Below are 22636 nucleotides of genomic sequence, written 5' to 3' on the forward strand. Positions count from 1 at the left end.
GCCCGGCGAGCGCCGTCCGCGCCGCAAGCCCGAAGGCGAGGCGACGGCTGCCGCGCGTCCGGCCGATGCGACCGAGACGCCCGCCGCCACGCCGCCGTCGCCCGCGGCCGCCGCGGTGGCCAACGCGATGCCGGCCGAAGGCGACGCCGCCAAGCCGCGCAAGCGCCGCCGTCGCCGTCGCGGCCGCAAGGTCGAGGGGGCCGGCGAGAACGGCGCCAGCGCCACCCCATCCGCCCCGTCGACGCCATCGCCCGCTTCGACGGCGCCCGCCGCCGGCGGTGCCCGACAGGTGCAGGCGAACAAGCCGCGCCAGGCCGCGCCGGCCAAGCCGGCCGCCGATGCCGGCGAATCCCGGCCGGGCCTGTTCAGCCGCATTGGCCGTGGTCTGAAGTCCCTGGTCACGCGCGCGCCCAACTCGCAGCACTGAGCACGCCGGGCGGGCCGCGAAACGCGGCCTGCCCCGGACCCCGCCGCCGCCGCCCGCGCGGCGGCCCCGGTGGCCGCGCATGCCCCGGAACCGCGACCGCGCACCTAGCCATCGCGCTCCGCGCCGTCGATACTGGGCGGCAGTGCGTGGACCCTTCCATGCGACCGGGTGATCGATGAGCGTCCTGCGCTTCGACAACGTCAGCAAGCGGTATGCCAGTGGGCGCGAGGCGCTCAGCGAAGTCAGCTTCGAGGTCGGGGCGGGCGAGATGCTGTTCGTCACCGGCCACTCCGGCGCCGGCAAGAGCACCCTGCTGAAGCTGATCCACCTGTCCGAGCGGCCCAGCCGCGGCGCGGTGCTGTTCGGCGATCGCAACCTGCTCAAGGTGCGCGGACGGCGCGTGGCCCTTCACCGGCGCGAGGTCGGCGTGGTCTTCCAGGACCATCGCCTGCTGACCGACCGCAGCGTCGCCGACAACGTGGGCCTGCCGCTGGTGCTGCGCGGCGAGCGTCGCGCCGACACCGGCAAGCGGGTGCGCAGCGTGCTCGACCGGGTCGGCCTGGGCGACCGCGCCGGCGCCCTGCCGGGCCAGCTGTCCGCGGGCGAGCAGCAACGCGTGGGCATCGCCCGGGCAATCATCGCCGAGCCGCGCCTGCTGGTTGCCGACGAGCCCACCGGCAACCTCGACCCGACGCTGTCGGCCGAGATCATGGCCCTGTTCGAGTCGCTGCCCGAGCGCGGCACCAGCGTCATGATCGCCAGCCACGACCTGGCCCTGGTCAAGCGCATGCGCAAGCGCGTGCTGGTGCTCAACCAGGGCCGCCTGGTGGACGACATCCGGCCGGAGGACCTTGCCGAATGAACGTGCGCAGGCAGGCTCCCGCCAACACCCCGGTCACGCGCCGGCCCTCGCGGCTGGCGGCGTGGCTGGACCACCATGTCTTCAGCCTGGTCGCCAGCCTCGGCCGGCTGGCCGCCAAGCCCTGGGCCGCGGCGCTGACCATCGGCGTGATGGCGGTGGCCCTGGCCCTGCCGCTCGGCCTGTGGGTCATGCTCGGCAACGCCGAGCGCTTCGTGGGCGATGTCCAGGAGGCACGGCGCATCGACCTCTTCCTCAAGCCCGGGGTCGACGTCGACCGGGCCCGCGCGCTGGCCGGCGAGCTGGAGGCGCGCGCGGACGTGGCCGGCGTCGAGGTGCGTACGCCCGAACAGGGCCTGGCCTCGCTGCGGGGCGCCAGCGGCCTGGACGAGGCCCTGCAGGTGATCGGCGAGAACCCGTTGCCCAGCCTGCTCGTGGTGTCCCCCGCCGGCGACGAGCTGGCCCTGGCCGAGTCGCTGCGCGGCCTGGACGAGGCCGACGTGGTCCAGCACGACGCCGCCTGGCGCGAGCGCCTGGACGGCTGGCTGCGTTTTGGCACCCGCTTCGCCTGGGCCCTGGCGGTCCTGCTCGGTGTGGGCGCCCTGCTGGTGGTCGGCAACACGGTGCGGCTGGACATCCAGCAGCGCCGCGAGGAGATCAGCGTGCTGCAGCAGCTCGGCGCGACCGACGGATTCATCCGCCGGCCGTTCCTGTACCTCGGCGCCTGTTACGGTGTGCTGGCCGGTGCCGTTGCGCTGGCGGTGCTGACGGCCGTGGACTGGTCGCTGCGGCCGCCGCTGCTGGCGCTGGCGCGAAGCTATGGCAGCGACTTCACGCTGCAGGGCTTCAGCCTGTCGCATGCGGGCCTGGTGGTCGTGGCGGCGGGCGCGCTGGGTTGGCTGGGGGCCGGCCTGGTGACCGGACAGACCCTGCGGCAGACCCGCGCCACCGATACCTGATGCAGACAATGAGTGCCACGTCGTGACCGAATCACAGGACAAGCTCCGCCACGTCAGCCAGGACGCGCCCAGGATCATGGTGGTGGACGGCTCGAAGCTGGTGCGCAAGCTGATCGGCGACACGCTGCGGCGCTCGGTCGAGCGCGTGGAGGTCGTGTCCTGCGGCAGCATCGCCGAAGCGCGCGAAGCGCTGGCCGAGGCGCCGGTGAACCTGGTCACCACCGCGCTGGTGCTGCCCGATGGCGACGGCGTCGCGCTCGCCCGCAGCGTCCGCGACGCCGCCGGCCAGGCCTACGTGCCGGTGATCGTGGTGTCGGGTTCGGCGCAGAGCCATCTCGAGTCGCGCCAGTTCACCGAGGACGTGACCGACTATTTCGACAAGGCGCTGGGCCATGAAGCGCTGGCGGCCTTCATCCTGGGCTATGTCCAGCCCGAGGCCATCCCCGACGCGCGCGTGCTCTACGTCGAGGACAGCAAGGTGGTGGCGCTGGCGACCAAGCGCATGCTCGAGCGCCACGGCGTCAAGGTCATGCACTTCATCGGCGTGGAAGAGGCGCTCGAGTACCTTGAGACGCAGCGCGGCGAGGACGACCCCGGCGCCGACCTGGTCCTGACCGACGTCTACCTGAAGGGCGAGCTCAGCGGCATGGACCTGCTGCAGCGCCTGCGCGAGGACTTCCGCTACGGCAAGCGCCGCCTGCCGGTGCTGGTGATGACCGGCGACGACAACAAGGACAACCAGAGCAAGCTGCTGCGGCAGGGCGCCAACGACCTGGTGCTCAAGCCGATCGAGGAGCGCCTGCTGATCACCAAGACCCTGTTCCAGCTGCGCCTGGCGCGGCTGCCCGAGCAGGTGGCGATGGACGCGTCCTGAGTCCGGTGGGCGAGGCGCACGTCCGCCTGGAGGCCAGCTGGAAGGCGCGGGTCGGCGACTACCTGCTGCGCGAGGACATGCAGGCACTGTCGGCCTTCCTGCGCGAGCGCAAGGCCGCCGGTGCCACGATCCATCCGCCCGGGCCGCAGATCTTCGCCGCCTTCGACGCGACCCCGTTCGACGCGGTGAAGGTGGTCGTCCTCGGCCAGGATCCCTACCACGGCCCCGGCCAGGCCCACGGCCTGTGCTTCTCGGTGCAGCCCGGCGTGGCGGTCCCGCCCTCGCTGGCGAACATCTACAAGGAGCAGCAGCGCGACCTGGGCATCGCGCCGCCGCGCCATGGCTACCTGATGCCCTGGGCGGAGCGCGGCGTGCTGCTGCTCAATGCCGTGCTGACGGTGGAGTCCGGCCGCGCCGGCAGCCACCAGGGCAAGGGCTGGGAAGGCTTCACCGACCACGTGGTCGACACCCTCAACCGCGAGCGCGAGGGCCTGGTGTTCCTGCTCTGGGGCAGCTACGCGCAGGCCAAGGGCAAGGTCATCGATCCGCGCCGCCACCGCGTGCTGAAGGCGCCGCACCCCTCGCCGCTGTCGGCCCACCGCGGCTTCATCGGCTGCGGGCACTTCTCCGCGGCCAACGACTACCTGGCCCGCCAGGGCCGCGGCGCCATCGACTGGACCCTGCCGCCCGTCGCCTGAGGCCGCCCTTTGCGCCGGCGCCCCGGCGCGGGGATGATGGGGCTGGATCGTCTCGCTCGAAACCGGGTCTGGCCAGCATGGGGTGGAAGATGAAAGTGACGTTGGCCGGCGTGGGCACCCTGGTGCTCGCCGCGCTGCTGTTCGTCGTGCTCGGCTGTTCGACCCTGCCCCCGCGTCCGGAGGGACCGGCGACGAGCGTCCTGCCGGTCGCCGGCGACACCCGGCTCGACCGCGTCGTAGGCCCGGCGCTCGAGGCCCGGCCCGGACAGTCGGGCTTCCACCTGGTCGCCGACGGCGTGGAGGCCTTCGCGCTGCGCGGCCTGTCCGGGCGCGCGGCCGAGCGCAGCCTCGACGTGCAGTACTACATCTGGCACGACGACCTGACCGGGCGCCTGCTCGCGCTCGAGCTCATCGAGGCCGCCGACCGCGGCGTGCGCGTGCGCCTGCTGCTCGACGACATGGACGCGCGGTCCAAGAACTTCGCGATCGCCGCACTGGCCGCGCACCCCAACATCAGCGTGCGCCTGTTCAATCCCTTCGCCTCCCGCCAGGGCTTCTTCGGCAAGGCGATGGAAGGCCTCACCAGCTTCTCGCGGATCAACCACCGCATGCACAACAAGAGCTGGATCGTCGACAACCGCTTCGCCATCGCCGGCGGGCGCAATGTCGGCGACGAATACTTCTCCGCCAGCGAACACGTCAATTTCAACGATCTCGACCTGGCCTTCGTCGGTCCGGCGGTGGAGCAGCTGAGCGCATCGTTCGACCGCTACTGGAATTCGGACCAGGTCTGGCCGATCGAATCGCTCAGTCCCGACGCGGTGTCCACCGAGGCGCTCGACGACCTGCGCCGGCGCGCCCAGGCCTATGCCGTTGAGGCCCGCCAGACCCCGTACATCCGGGCCATGGAAGGGCACGACGCGGTGGCCGCGGCCAAGGCCATGGCCCTGCCGATGCAGTGGACGCCCCGCTGGCAGGTGCTCAGCGACGCGCCGGACAAGGCCACCCGCAAGGCGCCGGCGCTGGAAACCTCGGCGGTGCTGGACGGCCTGACCCGGGCGGTCGGCGAGGCGCGCGACGACGTGGTGTTGATCTCGCCGTACTTCGTGCCCGGCGACAGCGGGACCGCGCAACTCGTCGGCCTGGTCGAACAGGGTCGCAAGGTCCGCATCCTGACCAATTCGCTGGCGGCCAATGACGTCGCCGCGGTGCACGGCGGCTACTCGGCCTATCGCAAGGACCTGCTGGAGGGAGGCGTCGCCCTGTGGGAGCTCAAGCCCGAGCGGAGCAGCGAGGGCAAGGACGGGATCAGCATGTTCGGTTCGTCCGGGGCCAGCCTGCACAGCAAGGCCGCGGTGATCGACGACGAGGTCGCCTTCGTCGGTTCGTTCAACCTGGATCCGCGTTCGGTCTCGCTCAACTGCGAGCAGGGCATCCTGGTGGACGACCCGGTCATCGCCGCCCAGGTCGCGGCGCTGTTCCAGGCCATGACCGCGCCCGCGTCCGCCTGGGAAGTCACCCTCGAGGACGGCGACCTGCGCTGGAGCGACGGCAGCGAGCGCTTCGACAGGGAGCCCGAGGCCAGCTTCGGGCGTCGTTTCCAGGCCCGCATGGCGCGCTGGCTGCCGGTCGAGACCCTGCTTTGAGGCTCGGCGGCGTGAAAAGAAACTGAACAGGTGGTTTGTCCCATGCCTGAAACACTGTGAACTTATTGCCGACTTAGCAGTCATATAACGTGACTGCTAAGATGACTGCCATGACCCAGACTGCCTCCACCGCCCTGATCCCCAACAACCTGCCGGTCCCCAACGCGCTGGGGTCGCTCGACGCCTACATTGGCGCCGTGTACCAGATCCCGGTGTTGACCCAGGAAGAGGAGCAATCGTTGGCCCGTCGCTTCCACGCGGACGAGGACCTCGATGCCGCCCGCGAGCTGGTGCATTCGCACCTTCGCTTCGTCGTGCACGTGGCGCGCGGCTACAACGGCTACGGCCTGCCCCTGGGCGACCTCATCCAGGAAGGCAACATCGGCCTGATGAAGGCGGTCAAGCGCTTCGATCCCGACCAGGGCGTGCGCCTGGTGAGCTTCGCGGTGCACTGGATCCGTGCCGAGATGCACGAGTTCATCCTCAAGAACTGGCGCATCGTCAAGGTCGCGACGACCAAGGCGCAGCGCAAGCTCTTCTTCAACCTGCGCAAGAGCAAGAAGCGCCTGGGCTGGCTCAATGCCGCCGAGGTCAGCGCGGTGGCGAAGGACCTCAACGTCTCCGAGCGCGAAGTGCTGGAGATGGAGTCGCGCCTGTCCGGCCGCGACATCGGTTTCGATGCGCCGGCGAACGAGGACGAGGAGCGCGCGCCGCCGTCGCCCGCCGCCTACCTGCGCGCCTCGGAAGAGGACCCCTCGCAGCTGTACGAGCGCGAGGACGAGGAAGACAACCAGCTGGCCCTCCTGCGCGAAGGCCTGTCGAACCTCGACGAGCGCTCGCGCGACATCGTCAAGCGCCGCTGGCTCGATGGCGAAGGCAAGATCACTCTGCAGGAGCTGGCCGACGAGTACGGCGTCTCCGCCGAGCGCATCCGCCAGATCGAAGCCAATGCCCTGAAGAAGATGCGGGCGCTGTTTGCTGCGTGATGGGTCATTGGTGAGTGGTGATTGGCGATTTGAAGAAAAGGCCCGCGCAGCGGGCCTTTTTCGTGGGGGCGCGTGGTACGCCAGTTCCCGCGTTCCGCCCAGGATGATCCGGGCGTGGCGCTGGCAGCCCTAGGGTGGATGGAGCCGAAGGCGATACCCACCGTCGCGGGATCGCACGCACGACGCACGATGGGTTTTGCTTCGCGCTACCCATCCTACGGTGCTGCCTCTCGCCCCGCCTCGTAGGGTGGGTAGAGCCGAAGGCGAAACCCACCGTGGCGTGTTCGCATGGACGATGAATGATGGGTTTTGCTTCGCGCAGCCCATCCTACGAAGGGGTGGCATCCCCACGCAAAGTCAAAGGCTTCCGCCCATTGGGCGGGTCCCTTCTGTCTTGTCAAAAGGAACCAAAACCGCCGGCTCCATCGGCCGCCGGTCCGGCTTCGCCGCACCGGTCCCCTGCGCTACTCGGCCCTGGCGGCACGGCGCCCAAACTCGCTTAGCTCAGACAAGGGCGCCTCTACGGCCGCCACGGCCTGCGGTGCTCGGCGGCCTCAAAGTCGCGAAGATCAACGGCAACGGCAACGGCAACGGCAACGGCAACGGCAACACGCCGCGTAGCCCGGGTAAGCGAAGCGCACCCGGGGCCCGGTCGAGGATAGCTCGTAGGGCGCAATAAGCGCAGCGCATGGCGCCACGCCCCGTGCCGGCCAACTGTCCCGGGCGATGATGGGCGGCGCGGTAGAAAGCAAAGGCTGGATCCCAGCATTCGCTGGGTGACGGCTTATGGGGTCGCCGGATGGGGTTCGGTCGCGACGTAGCCGTAGGGGGGGGGCGAGCCGAAGGCGATACCCACCATGGATTCCGGCCACGACGTGAGATGGGTTTTGCTTCGCGCTACCCATCCTACGAGGGGGGTGGAACTGCCGACCGCCCGCCACTCCCCCTCGTTTGGGAGACGAACAGAAATGCCCGCTCAGACGGCATTTTTTCGTCGAGGCGTGCTGTACTCCTATTCCCTATTCCCTATTCCCTGCTCCCGCTTGCCCCCCAGGATGATCCGGGCGTGGCGCTGGTAGCTCCAGTAGGCCCAGGCCCAGTTGATGAGCACGATGAGCCGGTTGCGGAAACCGATCAGGAACATCACGTGCACACACAGCCAGAACCACCAGGCCAGCAGGCCCGATAGCCGCAGGCCATGGACGTCGACCACCGCGGCCATGCGCCCGATGGTGGCAAGGTTGCCCATGTCGGCATAGCGGAAGGCGGGCGCCTGCCGGCCCGCGAGGCGTGCGCGGATCGCGCGGGCGACATGCGTGCCCATCTGCTTGGCGGCGGGCGCGACGCCGGGCACGGGCGTGCCGTCGTCCTGCCGGACGCTGGCGAGGTCGCCGGCGACGAACACCTCGGGGTGGCCGGGTACCGACAGGTCGGACTCGACCTGGACCCGGCCGGCGCGGTCGCGGGGCGCGTCCAGCAGCGCGCCGAGCGGCGAGGCGGCCACGCCGGCGGCCCACAGCACGGTACGCGCGGCCACGCGTTCGCCACCGAGCACGTACCCTTCGGCATCGATCGCTTCGACCGCGCGTCCGGTCGCCACGTCCACGCCGAGTTTCTCCAGCTGCCGCTGCGCCCGCGCCGACAGCGACTCGGGAAAGCCGGCGAGCACCCGCGGGCCGGCTTCGATCAGGCGCACCCGGGCACCGGCGGGGTCGATGTGGCGGAACTCGTCCCTCAGCGTGTGCCGCGCGATCTCGGCCAGGGTGCCGGCCAGTTCGACGCCGGTCGGGCCGCCGCCGACGACGGCGAAGTCGAGCCAGGCCGCGCGCTCGGCCGGATCGTTCGCGGCCTCGGCGCGCTCGAAGGCCAGCAGCACCCGCCGGCGGATCGCGAGAGCGTCGTCCAGCGATTTCAGACCGGGGGCATGCGGCGACCAGTCGTCGTGACCGAAGTAGGCGTGGGTCGCGCCGCTGGCCACCACCAGGACGTCGTAGGCGATGCCGTCGCCGTCGGCCAGGGCAATCCGGCGCGCGGCGGTATCGATGCCGGTGACCTCGCCCAGGCGGACTTCGACGTTGCGCTGGCGCCGCAGGATGTGGCGCAGCGGCGCGGCGATGTCCGGCGCCGAGAGGCCGGCGGTCGCGACCTGGTAGAGCAGCGGCTGGAACAGGTGGTGGTTGCGGCGGTCGACCAGGGTGACGTGCACCTTGTCGCGGGCGAGCGCGCGTGTCGCCCACAGGCCGGCAAAGCCGCCGCCGACGACCACGACGTGGGGCCGAGCCGGCGCGTTCATGCGTGCCCCCGCACGGCCTGCCGGGGCGTCGGCGCGACCGCGCGCCCTTCCGGCAGCGGTCGGCCCACGATGCGCGGAGGGCGGCCGAGCAGGGCCGGAAGACGATTGACCCGGGGGCAGTTGTCCTGCCGCAGCAGCTCCCAGTGGCCATAGGAAAACGGCGTCAGGTGCAGCAGGTCGCAGGCGTGGCTGGCGAGGCGGGCCAGCCAGCCCGGGACCGTCAGTGCCATTGCCGGGTGCGCGTGGTGCAGGCGGCGCATGGCCGCCACGTGCCCGGCGAGCGTGCAGGCATGCAGGCCGCCGAGCTCGTGCTCGCGCACCATGCCCGCGCTCGCCGGCGCCTGCACCAGGTTCGCGATCGCCTCGCCCAGATCGCGCACGTCCAGCACCGCGATGCGCCCGACGGCATCGGCCGGCAGGACCAGCAGGGGCCAGCGCGCGACCCGCCGTACCCAGCGCGCGCCGAAGCCGCCCTCGCCGTCGAGCAGCGAGGGGCGGACGATGTGCCAGTCGGCCCCGCTCGCGCGCAGCGCCGCCTCGCCGTCGCGCTTGGAGCGCAGGAAGCCGCTGCGGACCGGGCCGTCGAGGCCGAGCGCCGATACGTGGACCAGGCGCAGCCCGCGTGCGGCGCACGCGGCGGCCAGCGCGGCCGGCGCGCGGTGATGCACGCGATCGTAGGTTTCGCGCCCGCGTGGCCGCAGGATGCCCACGCAGTTGACCACGGTGTCCACGTCGGCGAGCACGTCCCGCCAGGCATCCGGGTGCGTCATGCGTTCCATGCGCAGGCCGCGGAAGGCGGCTGACGTGCCGCTGGCGCGCTGCCGCCGCCGCGGATGCCGGCTGCCGACGCTGACCCCCAGGCCCTTCCCGAGAAGGGCCTCGACCACGTGACGGCCGATGAAGCCGGCGCCGCCCAGGACCAGCACGTGGCGCGGCGGGGCGGGACCCGCGTCGGGGAGGGGGGCGATCGGAGCCTGCATGCCTGCGCTTCCTTGTCTTTTATTTCTGTATTGACAGAAATATATGACGAAACTAACCTCCAGCCAAGCCCCCATGGGTCATGAGCCCAAACCCGATGAGCGAATCCGAGCCCCTGTCCCCGATCGCCCGACGCTTCGTCCTGCACTGGGGCGAGATGGGCTCGCGCTGGGGCGTCAATCGCAGTGTCGCGCAGATCCATGCGCTGCTGTTCCTGTCCGCGCGGCCCCTGCATGCCGAGGAGATCACCCAGGCGTTGGGCGTGGCCCGTTCCAACGTCAGCACCAGCCTGCGCGAACTGCTCAACTACAACCTGGTGCGCACGGTGCACCGGCTCGGCGACCGTCGCGACCATTTCGAGACGTCCAAGGACGTATGGGCGCTGTTCCGCACCGTGGTCGGCGAGCGCAAGGCGCGCGAGTTCGACCCCACCGTCGCCATGCTGGGCGAATGCATGGCCTCGCCGGAAATCGACGACGAACCGCCCGAGGTGCGCGAGCGCATCCGCGACACCCTGGCGATGATGGGCGCGCTGTCGGCCTGGGGCGACGAGATGCTGCGGCTGGAACCGGCGACCCTGATGAAGGTGATGAAGCTCGGCAGCCGCATCCAGAAACTGCTGCGCGACGGCTGATTGCGTCGAGGCTCAGGCGGAGTCGGTGTCTACGCGTGAGGTGCGGCGCGTGTCCGATATCCACACGCACACCGTCAGCGACACACCGATGCAGGCGGGCGCGCACCAGTAGAGCCCCTGTTCGATGCCTGCCTGCTCGAACTACAGCGCGACTTACTCGGCGGTGTCTGCTCGCATCCGGCAGTCTTGCCAAGGGTGGTGGCTTGCACGAGGGAGGTGATAGCGTGGCTCTCCAGATCAGGGGCCGACGATTCAAATGCAACCATATGTTGCCGGTGAGGTGGTGCAGGGTGTGGCTGTCTGATCCGTCGCATTCAATGAGGATGTGTTCCTCGATTAATTCATCGAGACCCTTCGGTAGCCAAGGAGCAAGGATCATGATCGGAATCAGATTGTTTTTTGTTGGTGTCTTGATGTTGTTTTCAATAAATGCAGTTGCAGCTGGGCGGCTTGAAGTGAATTTATATTATCCGGCTGACGCGCATGGATCTCGTCTGGATGCGGGGGCTGGCAAGGTTGAAGTTGTACTGTTGAATACGGGAGACCAATCTATTGATGTGGTCTTGCCGACGATCCCCAGTGTTACCGGCAATGGCTTCTTGACGAACAATCTTTTCGAAGTGATTGCAGATGACGGTGTTCGGGCAAGCTATATTGGCATCGACCTTGTCTCGGCGAGTTTGGAGGGGCCTTACGTAACGATTGCTCCCGGGGAAAGCCGGGTATATTTGGTGAGCATAAGAGACAATTATCGGGTCCGGGCCGGCGGCAAGTATGATGTCAAGTTGCGTCCAGTACGTTACTTGAGGCGGCCTCGAGCAAGCTATATGCAAACGTCAGCACAGGATATTCGCGCCTTGCTGTCGGAGTCTCAGCCCCAGCAAGTGTTGACGTTGTGGATCGATCCGCGTCTTGCTTCACCTTCGGGCATCAGCAGGCAATTATTGTTTGATGAGTCAGCTGAATGCGAAGATTGGCAGCTGAATGAGTTCGAGCATATTAAGGCCGCAGCAGCCTCACTGGCCAATGAAGCATTCTGGCATTACAATGATTTGTTCGTGACGGAATGGCTGGGGATGCCGCCTTGGTTTACTTGGGAGTTCACTGCATCCCAGCGGTATACGAAATGGTTTGGAGTCGATCCAGTTGCAGACATGAATCAATGGGCTGAAGATGACTTGCTGCTTTATTCCACGTTGCAGGCCATTCCCGAGCGCATGGGTAGCGAGTTGGTGGCCGTAACCTGCCATTGCGAGGCTGGCAAGGATCGTCCGGATGCAATGGCATATATTCAACGTCCATATCACTACATAATAAATTCATGCCCTGCTTTCTGGCAGTCGCCAAGGGTGCCGACATTCAAAGACCAGCCGTCTCAAGTTGGCACTTTGATACATGAAGCAAGTCATTTTGAAGATTCATTGTCGTCGCCTGGCACGGAGCATCATGCCGAGTTCTACGATAATGCATCAACATTGGCAGGGGTCAATCGCTCTTTGGCGATCCGAAATTCGAACACTTACAAGTTCTATGTGTTGAACCAGAGCTGGTAGTCGGACGTGGCTGCACAGCCGGCGCGCAGATGTGAGCGACGATGCAGGTGCGTGGCGAGTGCAGGCGCCGCCCGCCGCCCTCATGCGACGCTGGCAATGTCCATGCGGTCGGCCAGCAGCACTTCCAGCTTGGCCTGATCCGCGGCGAAGCGGCGAATGCCGTCGGCCAGCTTGTCGGTGGCCATCGCGTCCTCGTTGTGCGCCCAGCGGAAGCGCGCCTCGTCCAGCGGCGCCGGCGGGGCCTTGCGCTCGCCATCGTCGACCAGGGCGCGGGCCACGTCGCCGCCGTCGGCGTCCAGCTCGCCCAGCAGGTCGGGCGAGATCGTCAGGCGGTCGCAACCGGCCAGGGCCAGCACCTGTCCGGTGTTGCGGAAGCTCGCGCCCATCACCACGGTGTCGTAGCCATGGCGCTTGTAGTACTGCCAGATGCGCGTCACCGACTGCACGCCCGGGTCGTCGGCCGGGTCCGCGGGCGGCGCCATGCCGTTGCCCAGGTGCCAGTCCAGGATGCGGCCGACGAAGGGCGAGATCAGGAACACGCCGGCCTCGGCGCACGCGACGGCCTGGGCGAAGGAGAACAGCAGGGTGAGGTTGCAGTGGATGCCCTCGCGCTCGAGCCGCTCGGCGGCGCGGATACCTTCCCAGCTCGCCGCGATCTTGATCAGCAGGCGCTCGCGGCCGATGCCGGCGTCGGCGTACAGGGCGACCAGCTTGCGCGCCTGCGCGAGCGTGGCCTCGGTGTCGAAACTCAGCCGCGCATCGACCTCGGTCGACACCCGTCCCGGGACCAGCTTCAGGATCTCGCCGCCGATCGCCACCGCCAGGCGGTCGCCGGCGTCGGCGATGCGCGTGGCCGCGTCGTCGCCGCGCGCGGACTCGAGCGCCTGGTCGAGCAGGGGCGCATAGGCCGGCAGCGCTGCGGCCTTGAGCAGCAGCGAGGGGTTGGTGGTGGCGTCGAGCGGCCTGAAGCGCGCGATCGCGTCGATGTCGCCGGTATCGGCGACCACGGCGGACAGGTCGCGCAGGTGCTGGAGCTTTGAGGTCATCGTCAGGAGTCCGGAACCGGTGGAGGGGCGTCTGGACATGGAGGATGACACGTCCTGCACCCGCCCCGCACGGGGCTGCGGTAGTCTCGGGGCCAATCCCCGTCCACGGAGGCCGCATGGCCGAGCCCGAGAAGCGCATCGCCCTGTTGATCGACGCCGACAATGCCCCCGCGTCCAAGATCGACGTGGTGCTCGCCGAGGTCGCGCGCCACGGCGCGGCCAACGTCCGCCGCGCCTACGGCAACTGGAAGAGCCCGGCGATGAAGGGCTGGGAAGCGGTGCTGCACGAGTACGCGATCCGGCCCATCCAGCAGTTCGCCTACAGCAAGGGCAAGAACGCCTCGGACATGGCGATGGTGATCGACGCGATGGACCTGCTGTACGCCGGTCGCCTGGACGCGTTCGCGATCGTCTCTTCCGATGCCGACTTCACCCCGCTGGTGATGCGCATCCTCACCGAAGGCGTGAAGGTCTACGGCTTCGGCGCGCGGCAGACGCCCGAGCCCTTCGTCAATGCGTGCTCGAAGTTCACCTATGTCGAGGCCCTGGGGCAGGCCAGTGGTGCCGACGACAACGGCGGCCCCGCCAGCCGCGCCATGTCGGCCAAGGCCCTGCGCGGCGACACCCGCCTGCTGCAGATGCTCCGCAGCGCGGTCGACGCCGCCGCCGAGGACGACGGCTGGGCGCACCTGGGCGCCGTCGGCAGCCAGGTCGGCAACCAGGCCTCGTTCGACCCGCGCAACTACGGCTACCGCAAGCTCAGCGACCTCATCGAGGCGATCGGCCTGTTCGAGGTCAAGCGCCAGAACCAGGTCGTGCTGGTGCGCGACATGCCCAAGGGCGGGAAGGGCGGCAAGGGCGGCGCCCGGCGCGGCTGATCCCCTCGACGCCGCCCGGGCCGGCGGCTAGTCTGGCGACGCCCGGTGCAGGAGCACCGGCGGGGACGTGGCGACGGCAACTGCAACAGGGGAAAGGAATGCGTTTGAAGGCGATTGCACTGTGCGTGCTGGCGTGCGCGTGGACGGTATCGACCGCGCGTGCAGGGGGGGACCTGGACGCGTTCCTGCAGCGGGACGCGTTCGGCACGATCAAGGTCTCGCCCGACGGGCGGCATTACGCCGCCACCATGCCCATGGGCGATCGCACCGGCATGGTCATCATCGATCGCAAGGAACGGAGCTTCGTCTCCAAGGCCACGGGCGGCGTGGGCTCGGCAGTGGCCGATTTCTGGTGGATCGACGATGCGCGCGTTGTCATCGCCATGGCCGAGACCGAAGGCAGCGAGGCCATGCCGTACGTGACCGGCGACCTGTTCGTGTTCGATGTAGATGGCAACAAGGCCAGGAACATCTTCGGCCGCCAGGTCGACCCCGGCATGACCGACCGCTACGGGCCCGCCACGCAACGACGCGACATGGCCACCCTGATCGATCCCCTGGTCGATGCGCCCGGCGAGGTCCTGGTCGCGGTGGCGCCGTTGAACAGTACGCCGCACACGCGCGTCGAACGTTTGCACATGCAATCCCGGCAGACCCGCGTCATTGCGACGGCGCCGGTGTCGCGCGCGCACTTCACCGTCGACGCCGGCGCACACGTGCGTTTTGCGGAGGGTGCCGACGAGCGCAACTACCGCAAGCTCTTCTACCGGGTCGACGACGATGCCGACTGGCAACTGGTCAACGACGAAACATCGAGCGGGCAGGTGGTCTCGGCGATCGGCCTGTCCGCCGCGGGCGACGTCGCCTACCTGCGGGTGCAGCAGGGCTCCGGCCCCGATGCGATCGAAGTGCTGGACGTGGCGACGCTCGAGCGCAAGCCGTTGCTGCGCGATGCCCATGTCGATCCGTACGCCGTGCTCTATGATCGCGATGGCCGCACGCCAATCGGTGTGCAGTACATGGACGAAGGCGTCCGCAACCGCTTCTTCGACGAAGCCTCGCCGATGGCGCGTACCTATCGCGCGCTGGAGAAGTCGATGCCCGGCTCGGCGATCGACTTCACCTCCTTCAGCCGCGACGGCAACCTCGGCGTGCTGCGCGTGCGCAGCGACCGCGTGCGTGGCGACTATGCGCTGTTCGACATGGCGGCGCGCCGCGCCGACGGCATCTTCCGGTCGCACGAGTGGCTGTCGCCCGACGACCTGCCGCGGACCGCACGCATCGAACTCCGCGCGCGCGATGGCGTGGCGCTGCAGGGCTACCTCACGCGTCCGCCCGCCTGGACGTCGGGCGCCATGCCGATGGTGATCGTTCCACACGGCGGCCCCTTCGGCGTCTTCGACGAATGGACGTACGATGCCGAGACCCAGCTCCTGGCCGCGGCGGGATACGCTGTGCTCCGGGTGAATTTCCGCGGTTCGGGCAACTTCGGGCGGGCCTTCCGGCAACTGGGCGCGCGCGAGTGGGGCGGGACCATGCAGGACGACCTGACCGATGCCACCCGATGGGCGATCGACGAAGGCGTCGCCGATCCGGCGCGCGTGTGCATCTACGGCGCCAGCTACGGCGGATATGCTGCCCTGATGGGCGTGGCCCGGGACCCCGGCCTGTACCGATGCGCGGCCGGCTATGTCGGCGTCTACGACCTGGAGGCCAAGCATGCGAGCAACTCGCGTTACGCCGATTGGGCCCGCCACTGGTCGAACGACTGGATGGGCTCGCGTTCGAGCCTGGAGGCGCGCTCGCCGGTGACGCTGGCCGGCTCGATCAAGGTGCCCGTCTTCCTTGCCGCGGGCGGGGCCGACCCGGTCGCTCCGCTTTCGCACAGCAGGCAGATGGAGCGCGCGCTCCGCCGTGCCGACGTGCCCGTGCAGACCCTCTACTACGACAGCGAGGGGCATGGCTTCGTCGACGATGCGCACCGGCGCGAGTTCTACGCCCGCCTGCTCGACTTCCTCGCCGATCACATCGGCGGCGAAAGGGCCGATCCGGCGGACGTGGCGCAGGCTCAGTCGCGGTCGGGTGCGCCCAGCGGGAACAGCGGCCGGTAGGGCCGGGCCTCGTCGACCGCCCGGGCGAACGAGGGGCGGGCCAGCAGTCGCCGGCGATAGGCGTGCACGCGCTCGAAGGCCGGGTCGATCGGGTGCGACCAGTCGGCGTAGAACAGCGCGGGCGCCGCGGCGCAGTCGGCCAGGGTGAAGCGGTCGCCGATCGCCCATTCGCGGCCCTCCAGCTCGTGGTCCAGCCAGCGGTAGGCGGTCTCCAGCATGCGGCGCGCGTCGGCGACGCCCACCGGGTCGCGGTCGGGTTCGGCGCGCATGCGATCGAACACGAGCTTCTGCTGCGGCGTCGAGACGTAGTTGTCGAAGAAGCGGTCCAGCCGTCGCGCCTCCAGCGCGAGCCCGGGGTCGTCGGGCAGCAGCATGATCGGGCCGGGATGGTGCAGTTGCAGGTACTCGATGATGATCGTCGCCTCGGGCACCACGCGCGCGCCATCGCGCAGCAGCGGGAAGCGCTTGATCGGCCAGAACGCCTCGAACTCGCGCACATGCGACGGATGTTCCGGCGACAGCATGCGGAACTCGAACGGGGTGGCGTTCTCGTACAGGGCGACCAGCGCCTTCTGGCAGTACGACGAGAACGGGTGGGCGTAGAGCTGCAGGGTCATGGGCGTGCCTCCGGGTTTATCTTGACGACGGATGGAGGGTGGCCATCTAGACACCCGGGCCGACGAACCTCATCGTCCGACACCATGATCGTGCCGCCTGCGAGGACGTGGCTCTTCATCGTGCACTGATACACTGGCGTCCCCGCGGGGGCAGGGGGCAGGGGGCAAGGGGCAGGGGACGTCATGCAAGCGCAGTCGATCGAGTTCAATCCGGTACTGATCGTGGAGGACGATGCGGCGACGCGCACTCGCCTGCTCCGGCTGATGCGCGATCTGGCCGGGGCGGCGGCACGCATCGATGCTGTGGCCGGGATGGTCGAGGCGCGCGAACACCTGCAGCGCCAACCATGTGCGCTGGCGCTGGTCGACGTGAACCTGCCCGACGGGAATGGCATCGACCTGGTCGCGTGGATTACCCGTCGTCTGGACGGCCCCTCGTCGGTGATCGTCTCGGCGTTCGCCGCGGAGGACACGATCCTGGCGGCGGTGCGGGCGGGAGCGATCGGCTACCTGCTCAAGGATCGCGACGACGAAGAGCTGAAGTCATCGCTCGAGAGTCTGCGGCGCGGCGGCGCGCCGATCGATCCACTGATCGCGCGGCGCATACTCGCGCTGGTGCCGCCGGCGCCCATGGACGCGACGCCGTCGCCCGAATCCGCGCCGCCGCTGTCTGGACGCGAACACGAGATCCTGCGCCTCGTGGCCCGGGGCTTCAGCAACCGCGAGATCGCCGACCTGCTGGCTTTGTCCCGACTCACCATCGAATGCCATACCAAGAACATCTACCGCAAGCTTTCCGTGGGCTCGCGCACCTCGGCGGTGTTCGAGGCGCGCGCGCTGGGTCTACTCGACTGAACCCGGCACGCGCCGTCGCTGCGCGACGCCAGTGTCGCCGATGGTGCCGGCTCGTGATCGCATTGCTGGTTCTTGCCACGGCCGGCGTCGCGGCGGGAGCGGAGCCAGGGGTGACCGTGCTCGATCGTGGCGAGGCTGCGCGCTCGACCTGGCACGCCGAGGTGCCGCCGGCCTCCGGGTGGGTCCAGGTGACGTTGATGGACCTGTGGCAGGAGCGCTGGCCCCGCCATGACGGGGTGGTCTGGTATCGCCTGCACTGGCACCAGGACGATCCGCTCCGGCCGACCGCGCTGCTTGCCGACTACATGAGCATGAGTGGCGCGGTCTACGTCAACGGGCAGGCGGTGGCGCGCGATCCCAGCCTCGTGGAACCACTGTCGCGCACCTGGCATTCCCCGCACTATGCGCTGCTCCCGCCGGCGCTGCTGCGCGCGGGCGAGAACACCGTGTGGCTGCGGGTTTCCGGCATGGCCGCCTACCAACCCGGTGCGGGCGCGGTACGCGTAGGCGATCCGCACGCGCTGCAGCAGCGCTACCTCGGCGAACGGTTCCAGCGCTACGACATCAAGCTCATCAACCTGGCGATGGCGGTGGTCCTGGGGGGCGTATTCCTGCTGGTGTGGTTGTTGCGCACCAAGGACAGCGTCTATGGCTGGTTCGCGTTGACCGAACTGGCAGGCGCCCTGTATGGCTACAACCACATCGCCATCACGACCTGGCCCTTGCCGGGCACCGACGCCTGGCAGGCATTCAATGCCGCGTTCTACGTGGTCGCGGCGGCCTCGTATGCCCTGTTCCTGCTCCGGTACTGCGAGCGCCACCATCGGCGAACCGAGCGTGCGCTGGGCGTGCTCGCGGCGGCGGCACTGCTCTCGGCGGCATTGGCGCCCGCCTGGATGGGGCACCATCGCAACCTGTGGTTCGCCGCCGGTGGCCTGTGCTACTACGCCGCCATTGCCTGGTTCCTGCTGCAGGCCTGGCGCAGCAAGCGACCCGACGCCCTTGTACTGGCCGCTTGCCTGTTGCTGCCGGTGCTGGTGTCGTTCCACGATTTCGCGCTCTTCTTTGGCTGGGTGGAGGGCACCACCTATTGGCTCAGCCTGACCTCGGTGTTGACCCTGGTGGGCATCGGATTCGTGCTTTCCTACCGTTTCGTGACCGCGATGCGGCGCGTGGAAGGCTTCAACCGGGAGCTCAGGCGCGAGGTCGATGCGGCCACCGGCGAGCTGGCCGCGACGCTGTCGCGGCAGCATGCGCTGGAGCTCGCGCACGGTCGGGCGGGAGAACGCCTGCAATTGGTGCGCGACCTGCACGATGGCTTTGGCGGCACCCTGGTCGCGACGATCGCGCAACTGGAGGCGGCGCCCGAGGAGACTCCGAAGCACCGGCTCGTCGCGATACTGCGTGACCTGCGCGACGACCTCCGCCTGGTGATCGACAGTACCGCGCGCGAACATGCGGACCTGCTCGCGCAGGTGGCCCCCTTGCGACATCGCCTCGCCCGCCTGACGGAGAACGCCGGCGTCGACCTTCGCTGGCACTTGCTGGACCTGGAGGGAGTCGAGCTGGACAGTGCCCGTACCCTCGACCTGCTGCGGCTCTTGCAGGAGGCCCTGGCCAATGCCCTCAGGCACAGTGGCGCGCGCCGGGTCGACGTCAGGTTGAGACGGGTCGGCGCGATGTTGCAGGTCAGCATCGAGGACGATGGCCGCGGCCTCGGCGGGACCGCCCTCCCCGGCAGCGGCGCTGGCATGGCCAGCATGCGCCTGCGCGCGCAGCGCCTCGGTGGCGCGCTGCACATCGTGTCGGGGCAGGCAGGCACGGCGCTGCACGTGCGCGTGCCCGTCCCGGCCTGAGCCGCGCGCGTCGCTACCCGGTTTCGGGGATGTCGCGGCCATCGGTGCCGACGCATCGTGGGTGGGTGATCACGCGCGCGCACGGCACGCGTTGGGTCTTGTGTCCCCATGCAGGAAGGAGCTTGCAATGTCTGCCAACAAGGTGCCGCCCCCCTCCAGCGCGAACCAGGACCTCTCAAGCGACCTGGAGGAGCTCAAGTCGTTCCTCGCCTCGCGTCTGGTCGGCCCTTTCTTCGGCCTGCTGATATCGCAGCAGGTGGATTCACTGGACGCATTCGCCGCGTTGATCAAGGTGTCCGACCTGAAGGCTTCCTTGCGAGAGGCCTTCAAGCGGACCGTCGTGGACCCTACCCCCGACCCGTCACCCGGCAAGGACGACGCATCGGGATCGCAGATCCCCAGCGAGGGAAAGGCGCGCCCGGCGCCTTCCAGGAAGACGGCGCGGGCCGAGGCGGTCGTGGAGGACGCCGCACTGCCGGCCGGCTACCGGGCCGCGCTTGCTGCGTTCGACGCACTTGACGGCGACGCTATCGATGGAGACGTCAAGGCGTTCCGCAAGGCGCGCGAGCCGGCTTCGGCGCCTCTGCAGCGGCAGCGCTACGAGGCCACGACGGAACTCAAGGAGTATCTGTCCCAAGAGGGCTTGCCCTCGGCCAGCGTGCCCATGTTCGAGGAGCATGGCGTCTACTCGGTCCAGTCCCTGCAGGATCTGTGCGGCGATCCCGGGCGCCGGGATGCCCTGGAGGCCGACCTGCGCAAGGGCGCCGTGATCGACGGACGCAGCTTTCCCGGTTCCGATAGCGCCGCCAACCTGCTCAAGAAGCTTTCCGCCGACGACGTGGCGGCGCGCTCGAAGCCGTCGATCCAGGCCGACAGCGTCATGTCCGAGCAGGCGCAGGCGCGCCGCAAGCGGGTAGAAGAGGCGATCGCCAAGGTCGAGGAGCTTCGCGCTGCCTGTGCCGCCGATGCCAGCGCCGACATGGCGACGCTGAAGAAGCGCGCCGAAGCAGAGCTGGGCGCGATGCTCGAGCGTGCCGGGGTGGACGGTGCATTGGCGCGATTGGAAAAGGGTGCCTTCGCCACCCGGGGGACGTTGACCGACACGCTGGCCGACATCGGCAGGGACCTCGGCGAGGCCGTGGGCAAGGACGTGCTGGCCGCGCAGCGCAAGGAGGCGTCGCTGTCGAACGACGCGCTCGTCGAGTACAACGATCTGCGTCGCGGCGTCTTGCTCAGCGTGGCCGGCGTGCGCGATGCCTGCGGCCCGGAGCTGGTGGACGTGGCCGCGAGCGTGAGCTACAGCAACGAAGGCTATCGCGAGAGTATCGCGCAGTTCGAGAGCGAATCCGCCTACCAGTACGCGGAGAAGACGGTCGAACGGTCGTCCTCGGCATTCTCCACCTCCGAACGCGCCAGTGGAGGCGGTATCGGCCAGGCCGGGCTGTTCGCGCTGAGCATGGCCGGCTCCCATGCGCGCGCCCGGTACGCACAGAAGGAGTCCACCACGGCTGGGCGGCGTAGCCAGGCCAACAAATTCGCGGTGCGGAAGATCGAACTCACCTGCGCGCGCGTGCGCTTGCCGTCCGTTGGGGCTCGGCTGACGCGCGCCGCCACCGTCGCGGTGGCACGCATCGCCGCCGAAGCCGACGAGCAACGGGCGCAGGCGCTCGCCCGGGGGTTCATCGAGGAATTCGGCAGCCACCTGTTCCGGGAAACCAGGCTGGGAGGCTGTTACAAGACCGTGGTAAAGGCCGAGGCGCTCGCCGAAGACGGTATCGGGGTGTTGTCCCGGGCGGCGAGCCTGGCGACGGGCTGGAAAGCATCCGGCGCGGCCACCTACGTGGGCCTCAACTTCATGGGCAGTGCTGCGACGGCCAACGAGGGCGAGAAGGCGGAGGCCGAGGGCTTCAGCAAGGACGAGCGGAAGCAGCTCAAGTCAGTGCGCGTCGACATAAGCTCGCACGCCGTGGGCGGCCTGCCGGGGCTCCCTGCGGACCTGTGGAAGCACAGCCTGGGCAAGAACCATGGGTGGAGGGTCGTCGACCGGCTGCGCCCCGTCGGCGTGTGGACGCTGCTGGCCGATGCGATCGTCGACGGCTTGAGCGATGCGCAGAAGGACCGTGTGGCCCGGCTGCTGGAACGCAGTTGGGTACGCGACTTCTTCCTGCCCGAACTGTTGGCGCTGGATCCGGAACTCGCGCAGCACGATGCGTTGGCGCATGCCGATTCCGTGGAGGGACTGGTGGCGGCGGTCGAGCTGTTGATGCGTCCACCGCCGCTGCACGTGTGCTGTTTCCGCAAGACCTTCGACGCCAGCAGGACCCGGCGTGCCGCGCTGGAGCTTCCCGAACATTACAAGATCCTCTCCGGCGGCGTACGCACGCTGCAGACGGTGGAAGGGAATTTCGTCGTCTCCAGCTACCCAAGCTACGACCCGACGCTGGCACGCTGGGCCTGGCACGCGGAGATGCGCGACATCAAGTTCGCCTCGAGCGAGGAGCACGAAATCACGGTCGTCGCAGTGTACGACCCCGAAGACGAGTGGGACGTCCGCCTGTTCGGTCGTCGGACCCAGGGCACGGCCACGTCCCAATCGCTGCATGTGGACGTGGAGACCGGGTACCTGGTGACCGGCGGCGGCGGCCAGATCGACCGCTTTGGTTGGGCCGTGCTGACGCAGTGCGGGTTCGACCTTGCGTCCGATGTCCAGGCCAGGGCCATGCCCGGCCCTGGCTTTCGCGTGGCCTCGCGCAGTTGCCTGAAGGAATCCGAGCACGTGCTGACGGGGATTGCCATTGGCCTGCGACCGCGCAACGGTACCCGCCTGGCGCCCCTCTACCTCCACCAGACGGCGAAGGCCTGCGCGCATCCGGACGTGCACCTGGCGCGGCCCGATCGCCACGAGCGATTCCTCGGCGGTGGCGTCCGATTGCATCCGGACGTCGACAACTTCCTGCTGGGTTCATCTCCGGTCTTCGACGACGCGTCCGGTGTGTCCGGCTGGCGGGCCGCGTCCAAGGACCACGAGCACGGCGCTCCCGCCAGCATGACGGTGACCCTGGTCGGCGTGGCCAACGCCGACGTCCTCCTCCACGTACCCAAGGGCGCAGCCGTGGTGCGCGAGGACCCGGCCCAGGTGTGCCTGGCGTGTGGTCATGTGGGGCCTTGGACCGAAGTGCCGGTTGGCGTGACGATCCCGATCTCCATCGGCAAGGCCCAGGCCGAATATCTTTTCTGTTGCGCCGCTTGCCGGACGGTCATGCGGAAAGGCGCGTAGCGGCAAGCGAGCAGGCGGTACCCCGGCGGCGATGCGTGTCCCGGAGCGGAGTCCGGCCGCGACTGGCCATGCGCGCCCTCGTCCCCGGG

At 68.9% G+C, this 22636-nt stretch carries 17 protein-coding genes and 1 pseudogene; 14 read left to right on the top strand and 4 right to left on the bottom strand.

The genetic code is table 11. The annotated features are described in order from the left end of the window. From H4F98_RS11980 to rpoH, 7 genes and pseudogenes are all read left to right on the top strand, one after another. Positions 1-427 (top strand): annotated as a pseudogene (locus H4F98_RS11980) (hypothetical protein); the annotation flags it as partial. A 175-nt stretch (positions 428-602) separates the two neighbouring features. Beyond that, positions 603-1289: a cell division ATP-binding protein FtsE gene (gene ftsE, locus H4F98_RS11985; protein WP_141517645.1), complete on the top strand. Its 687-nt coding sequence runs from the start codon at positions 603-605 to the stop codon at positions 1287-1289. Then, positions 1286-2245 carry a permease-like cell division protein FtsX gene (gene ftsX / locus H4F98_RS11990; protein WP_182687989.1) on the top strand — a complete coding sequence of 320 codons (960 nt, stop codon included), beginning with the start codon at positions 1286-1288 and terminating at the stop codon, positions 2243-2245. Before ftsE ends, ftsX begins: the two co-directional genes overlap by 4 nt. A gap of 76 nt (positions 2246-2321) precedes the next feature. Then, positions 2322-3119, top strand: a complete 798-nt coding sequence (locus tag H4F98_RS11995; protein WP_182688126.1) for a response regulator — start codon at positions 2322-2324, stop codon at positions 3117-3119. A 5-nt stretch (positions 3120-3124) separates the two neighbouring features. Then, positions 3125-3817 (top strand): uracil-DNA glycosylase, encoded by a 693-nt coding sequence (gene ung / locus H4F98_RS12000; protein WP_182687990.1) that lies wholly within the window; start codon positions 3125-3127, stop codon positions 3815-3817. An 89-nt stretch (positions 3818-3906) separates the two neighbouring features. Then, entirely contained in the window at positions 3907-5463 is a 1557-nt protein-coding gene (locus H4F98_RS12005; RefSeq protein ID WP_182687991.1) for a phospholipase D family protein, read from the top strand. A 110-nt stretch (positions 5464-5573) separates the two neighbouring features. Continuing rightward, on the top strand, positions 5574-6449 hold the full coding sequence (rpoH, locus tag H4F98_RS12010) for an RNA polymerase sigma factor RpoH (protein WP_182687992.1): 876 nt from the start codon (positions 5574-5576) through the stop codon (positions 6447-6449). Between the two features lie 1012 nt (positions 6450-7461). Here the strand turns inward: rpoH and H4F98_RS12015 are convergent. Next, entirely contained in the window at positions 7462-8742 is a 1281-nt protein-coding gene (locus tag H4F98_RS12015) for an NAD(P)/FAD-dependent oxidoreductase (RefSeq protein ID WP_182687993.1), read from the bottom strand. Further along, positions 8739-9722 carry an NAD(P)H-binding protein gene (locus H4F98_RS12020; protein ID WP_182687995.1) on the bottom strand — a complete coding sequence of 328 codons (984 nt, stop codon included), beginning with the start codon at positions 9720-9722 and terminating at the stop codon, positions 8739-8741. The genes H4F98_RS12015 and H4F98_RS12020 overlap by 4 nt, the downstream gene beginning before the upstream one ends. Positions 9723-9817: 95 nt before the next feature. Between H4F98_RS12020 and H4F98_RS12025 the strand changes: the two genes are divergently transcribed. Both H4F98_RS12025 and H4F98_RS12030 read left to right on the top strand, forming a co-directional pair. After that, entirely contained in the window at positions 9818-10354 is a 537-nt protein-coding gene (locus H4F98_RS12025; protein WP_182687997.1) for a GbsR/MarR family transcriptional regulator, read from the top strand. 377 nt (positions 10355-10731) lie between these two features. Beyond that, on the top strand, positions 10732-11907 hold the full coding sequence (locus H4F98_RS12030) for a M35 family metallo-endopeptidase (protein ID WP_182687999.1): 1176 nt from the start codon (positions 10732-10734) through the stop codon (positions 11905-11907). 80 nt (positions 11908-11987) lie between these two features. Here H4F98_RS12030 and tal read toward each other — a convergent pair whose 3' ends face one another. After that, on the bottom strand, positions 11988-12953 hold the full coding sequence (gene tal, locus H4F98_RS12035; protein WP_182688000.1) for a transaldolase: 966 nt from the start codon (positions 12951-12953) through the stop codon (positions 11988-11990). 116 nt (positions 12954-13069) lie between these two features. On the opposite strand from tal, the gene H4F98_RS12040 reads away from it, so the two are divergent. Next, on the top strand, positions 13070-13831 hold the full coding sequence (locus H4F98_RS12040) for an NYN domain-containing protein (RefSeq protein WP_182688003.1): 762 nt from the start codon (positions 13070-13072) through the stop codon (positions 13829-13831). 104 nt (positions 13832-13935) lie between these two features. Beyond that, a complete protein-coding gene (locus H4F98_RS12045; RefSeq protein WP_246373141.1) occupies positions 13936-15942 on the top strand; it encodes an alpha/beta hydrolase family protein in 2007 nt (668 codons plus the stop codon). Here the strand turns inward: H4F98_RS12045 and H4F98_RS12050 are convergent. Further along, a complete protein-coding gene (locus tag H4F98_RS12050) occupies positions 15900-16559 on the bottom strand; it encodes a glutathione S-transferase family protein (protein ID WP_182688007.1) in 660 nt (219 codons plus the stop codon). The two genes, H4F98_RS12045 and H4F98_RS12050, sit on opposite strands and share 43 nt — an antisense overlap. Positions 16560-16742: 183 nt before the next feature. On the opposite strand from H4F98_RS12050, the gene H4F98_RS12055 reads away from it, so the two are divergent. The 3 genes from H4F98_RS12055 (at position 16743) to H4F98_RS12065 (ending at position 22547) form a co-directional block, all read left to right on the top strand. Beyond that, on the top strand, positions 16743-17414 hold the full coding sequence (locus H4F98_RS12055; protein WP_182688009.1) for a response regulator transcription factor: 672 nt from the start codon (positions 16743-16745) through the stop codon (positions 17412-17414). Between the two features lie 110 nt (positions 17415-17524). Then, positions 17525-19270: an ATP-binding protein gene (locus tag H4F98_RS12060; RefSeq protein ID WP_182688010.1), complete on the top strand. Its 1746-nt coding sequence runs from the start codon at positions 17525-17527 to the stop codon at positions 19268-19270. 127 nt (positions 19271-19397) lie between these two features. Next, positions 19398-22547, top strand: coding sequence for a hypothetical protein (locus tag H4F98_RS12065; protein ID WP_182688012.1), 3150 nt, complete (start codon positions 19398-19400; stop codon positions 22545-22547). Positions 22548-22636: the final 89 nt, after the last annotated feature.

It is taken from the genome of Marilutibacter spongiae (assembly GCF_014145325.1).
Classification (GTDB): Bacteria; Pseudomonadota; Gammaproteobacteria; order Xanthomonadales; family Xanthomonadaceae; genus Marilutibacter; species Marilutibacter spongiae.

Bases quoted from the DNA above. Each gene is read 5' to 3' on its own strand.
- H4F98_RS12055 (WP_182688009.1), top strand. From the start codon at position 16,743: ATGCAAGCGCAGTCGATCGAGTTCAATCCGGTACTGATCGTGGAGGAC.
- tal (WP_182688000.1), bottom strand. From the start codon at position 12,953: ATGACCTCAAAGCTCCAGCACCTGCGCGACCTGTCCGCCGTGGTCGCC.
- H4F98_RS12040 (WP_182688003.1), top strand. From the start codon at position 13,070: ATGGCCGAGCCCGAGAAGCGCATCGCCCTGTTGATCGACGCCGACAAT.
- H4F98_RS12065 (WP_182688012.1), top strand. From the start codon at position 19,398: ATGTCTGCCAACAAGGTGCCGCCCCCCTCCAGCGCGAACCAGGACCTC.
- H4F98_RS12005 (WP_182687991.1), top strand. From the start codon at position 3,907: ATGAAAGTGACGTTGGCCGGCGTGGGCACCCTGGTGCTCGCCGCGCTG.
- H4F98_RS12050 (WP_182688007.1), bottom strand. From the start codon at position 16,559: ATGACCCTGCAGCTCTACGCCCACCCGTTCTCGTCGTACTGCCAGAAG.
- H4F98_RS12020 (WP_182687995.1), bottom strand. From the start codon at position 9,722: ATGCAGGCTCCGATCGCCCCCCTCCCCGACGCGGGTCCCGCCCCGCCG.
- H4F98_RS12025 (WP_182687997.1), top strand. From the start codon at position 9,818: ATGAGCGAATCCGAGCCCCTGTCCCCGATCGCCCGACGCTTCGTCCTG.
- ftsE (WP_141517645.1), top strand. From the start codon at position 603: ATGAGCGTCCTGCGCTTCGACAACGTCAGCAAGCGGTATGCCAGTGGG.
- ftsX (WP_182687989.1), top strand. From the start codon at position 1,286: ATGAACGTGCGCAGGCAGGCTCCCGCCAACACCCCGGTCACGCGCCGG.
- H4F98_RS11995 (WP_182688126.1), top strand. From the start codon at position 2,322: ATGGTGGTGGACGGCTCGAAGCTGGTGCGCAAGCTGATCGGCGACACG.
- H4F98_RS12030 (WP_182687999.1), top strand. From the start codon at position 10,732: ATGATCGGAATCAGATTGTTTTTTGTTGGTGTCTTGATGTTGTTTTCA.
- H4F98_RS12015 (WP_182687993.1), bottom strand. From the start codon at position 8,742: ATGAACGCGCCGGCTCGGCCCCACGTCGTGGTCGTCGGCGGCGGCTTT.
- rpoH (WP_182687992.1), top strand. From the start codon at position 5,574: ATGACCCAGACTGCCTCCACCGCCCTGATCCCCAACAACCTGCCGGTC.